This is a genomic window from Paraburkholderia sp. BR10937, from assembly GCF_040965695.1.
Lineage (GTDB): Bacteria > Pseudomonadota > Gammaproteobacteria > Burkholderiales > Burkholderiaceae > Paraburkholderia.
Window position 1 is genome coordinate 1 of the sequence record NZ_JBFRCL010000122.1, and the last position, 2,901, is coordinate 2,901.

Below are 2,901 nucleotides of genomic sequence, written 5' to 3' on the forward strand. Positions count from 1 at the left end.
GCTGCTCGCGCTCTGGACCGCGTATGCGCTGCACAAAGCGCGCGGCAACCTCGAACGCCTCCTCGCGCAGCGCAAGCTCCTGCTCGCATGGGTACTGTGCATCCCGCTGCCTTACGTGGCCGTCGAGGCCGGATGGATCGTACGCGAGGTGGGACGTCAGCCATGGGTCGTCTACGGACTGCTGCGAACCAGTCAAGCCGTGTCCGCCGTGCCCGCGTCCTCGGTAACGGCCAGCATGGCGATGTTCTTCGTGTTCGACGTCGTGTTACTCATCACCTTCTTCCTTCTCGCGCGGCGTTGGCTGATGAATGGTCCCGATCTCACTGCCACACCGCCCGCGATCACGAGCATCACGCCCCGAACGGTGGGGGCCGAATACTGAAACTTCCTTCTACAACTCAAGGGAGATCGTTCGATGGAAAGCACCACTCATTCCCTGCTGGCCCTCACGTGGTTCGGCCTGATCGGCCTGATGCTGGCCTTCTACGTCGTGACCGATGGATTCGACCTTGGTGTCGGTATGCTCACTCTGCTGAGCAGAAATCGCGGAGACCGCGACGTGATGGTTCAAACCATCGGTCACGTGTGGGATGCGAATGAGACATGGCTGGTCGTGGTCGGCGGCGCCCTGTTCGGCGCGTTTCCGGCTGCCTACGCGGCCTTGATGCAAGCGCTTTATCTGCCCGTCATGGCGATGATAGCCGGGCTGATCATGCGGGGTGCAGCCATCGAATTCCGCCATAGCGCGCAGCACGCAAGCCTGTGGGACATGGTGTTCGGCGTGGGCAGCCTCGTCGCGGCCATCTCGCAGGGCATCGTACTCGGCAAGGTGATCACGGGGTTCGAGCCTGGCGGGTCCAGCACGGCGTTCATCACGGTGACAGCCATCGGGGTCGTCAGCGGCTATAGCCTGCTCGGCGCGACGTGGCTCGTCAGGAAGGCGGTGGGTCCGCTCGAACGTTGGGGCCGCCGGCTGGCCCTCTTGAGCGCACAGTTCACCGTCGCGGCCGCGATCGTGCTCACTGCGGCGACCTGGTTTGGCAGCGTGGCGGTCCATGCCCGCTGGATAGAGACTGGGGTGTTCGCCCCACTTGCGGTACTCGGCGTACTCGCCGTCCTCTCGTACGGCTGGCTCATGGCGTCACTCTATCGCGGACGCGACCGCGGGCCCTTCGGGGCGGCGATAACGCTTTTCATCGTGTCGTTCGCGGGCCTTGCAATTAGCCTCTACCCCTACTTCGTTCCGGGCCGGCTCACGATCCTGGAAGCCGCGTCGGACACCATGACCCTCGCGTTCATGTTGATCGGAATCGGCGTCGTGTTCCCGGTGATGATCGGCTACAACCTGCACCAGTATGCGATCTTCCGCGGCAAGGTTGTCGACACGCCCCACGCGTGAGGGCACGCATTTTCAGCGAAAAAGCCCTATTTCAGGAGCAGCCAGTGAAAACGTCAGAGTACGCTACGTTAGACGACGCACGAGTCCGGGTCGAAATTCTCGAACAGTCCGAGACAACACTCATCATTCGCTGGGTGGAGCCCGGACGATGTCACTACGGGGAGCAGCGCTGGCGTCTTCGCCATGCGAGAGCGTCGGGCGTGTGCGTGGTGTCGCGGCGTGCAATCCGCCGCGGCGACGCCGTCTTTCGCCCCGCCGAACGCCCCGCTCCAGCCAATGCATCGGCGATGATCTCTGTTGAAGCGTTTGGCTATTCAGGTCGCGGCGTTGGCTTCAACTCAACGGAATCCGCACGTTGCGTGTAATTCCGACTCTCTTGCTGGTTGGCGACGCTGCGTTGCGGCGTCGTTCTCAATTCACTCATATCGGGAAGTAACATGCCGCTCCAAAGAGCGGCGAACATCAACATCTGCTGGGCCACGAAAGCCCGTCAAGCGAGTCGAATCGCCGGTTGAGCCAATCCGTTGATTTGCTCCGCCGTCCAGAGCAGAGTTGCCCGGCGAAAACCGTGTAGCGCCTGCTGATGGTGTCGGTACAACATCGCGTGACTGAGCTGGGCAAGCTTGCCCCGAATGATCCCCCCAGGAAACAATCCAAAACGACCAAGCGTGCCGAACGAGTCGTACTCGCTCAATGACACAAGCGATCCGAAATCCCGGAACGCGAAGCGAGGAAGAGGTTTGTTGTGACGGATCCATTCCGGCAAATGGCGCGCCAGGTGCTCCGCCTGCTGAGTGGCCACCTGCGCAGTAGGAGGCAGCGGTCGCTGCGCACCTTGCGGCGTGAGCGAAGCGCAATCGCCGAGCGCGAAAATATTCTCGTCGCCCAAAGCCTGCAGCGTGCCCGACACCACGATCTGGTTCGACCGGTTGGTCTCGAGGCCAGCTAGCCGGTTCATGAAATCGGGAGCCTTCACGCCAGCCGCCCATACCATCAAATCCGCTTCGGCAAGCTTGGCGTCTCCGTACACAAAGCCTCCCCGTTCCACAGCGGAGACCCCGGTCGAGGTCAGCACGCGAAAGCCAATTTTCTCAAGTCGTTGCTGGCTGGCTGACGAGATTTCCGCTGGGAAGGCCGGAAGCACGCGAGGGCCGGCCTCCAAAAGCGTCAAGCGCAGCCTGTCTCTAATCGCAGGATCGCCGTAGCTGGCCGCGAGCTCGAAAAGATGACTGAGCTCGGCCGATAACTCGACCCCGGTAGCACCAGCGCCCACGATCGCAATCCTGAGCGCCTCATCCTTGACCACGGAACGAAGGGAACGCTCGCGCAACGCGACGTTGAATGTCTCTGCCTGCTGTTGGCTGTCGATAAGATGGCAATGCTCGAGGACGCCAGGCACGCCGAAGTCGTTCGCGCGGCTGCCTACGGACAGCAGCAGCACATCGTATGGAACTGTTCTCCGCTCGAGCATCAAGCCGCCCTCGTGCGACTCGATTGCGGCA

Annotated in this window: 4 protein-coding genes; 3 read left to right on the forward strand and 1 reads right to left on the reverse strand. The window is 62.0% G+C overall.

Annotation, left to right across the window (positions count from 1 at the left end; all coding sequences use genetic code 11):
* From AB4Y44_RS42100 to AB4Y44_RS42110, 3 genes are all read left to right on the forward strand, one after another.
* Positions 1 to 382: cytochrome ubiquinol oxidase subunit I (locus AB4Y44_RS42100; protein WP_368702782.1), on the forward strand; the 382-nt coding region annotated here is incomplete at its 5' end.
* Between the two features lie 33 nt (positions 383 to 415).
* On the forward strand, positions 416 to 1,399 hold the full coding sequence (locus AB4Y44_RS42105; RefSeq protein WP_342924153.1) for a cytochrome d ubiquinol oxidase subunit II: 984 nt from the start codon (positions 416 to 418) through the stop codon (positions 1,397 to 1,399).
* Positions 1,400 to 1,443: 44 nt separating this feature from the next.
* Positions 1,444 to 1,764: a DUF3331 domain-containing protein gene (locus tag AB4Y44_RS42110; RefSeq protein WP_342924152.1), complete on the forward strand. Its 321-nt coding sequence runs from the start codon at positions 1,444 to 1,446 to the stop codon at positions 1,762 to 1,764.
* A 125-nt stretch (positions 1,765 to 1,889) separates the two neighbouring features.
* On the opposite strand, the gene AB4Y44_RS42115 is transcribed toward AB4Y44_RS42110, so the two are convergent.
* A partial coding sequence (locus AB4Y44_RS42115; RefSeq protein ID WP_368702783.1) for an NAD(P)/FAD-dependent oxidoreductase occupies positions 1,890 to 2,901 on the reverse strand: 1,012 nt, incomplete at its 5' end.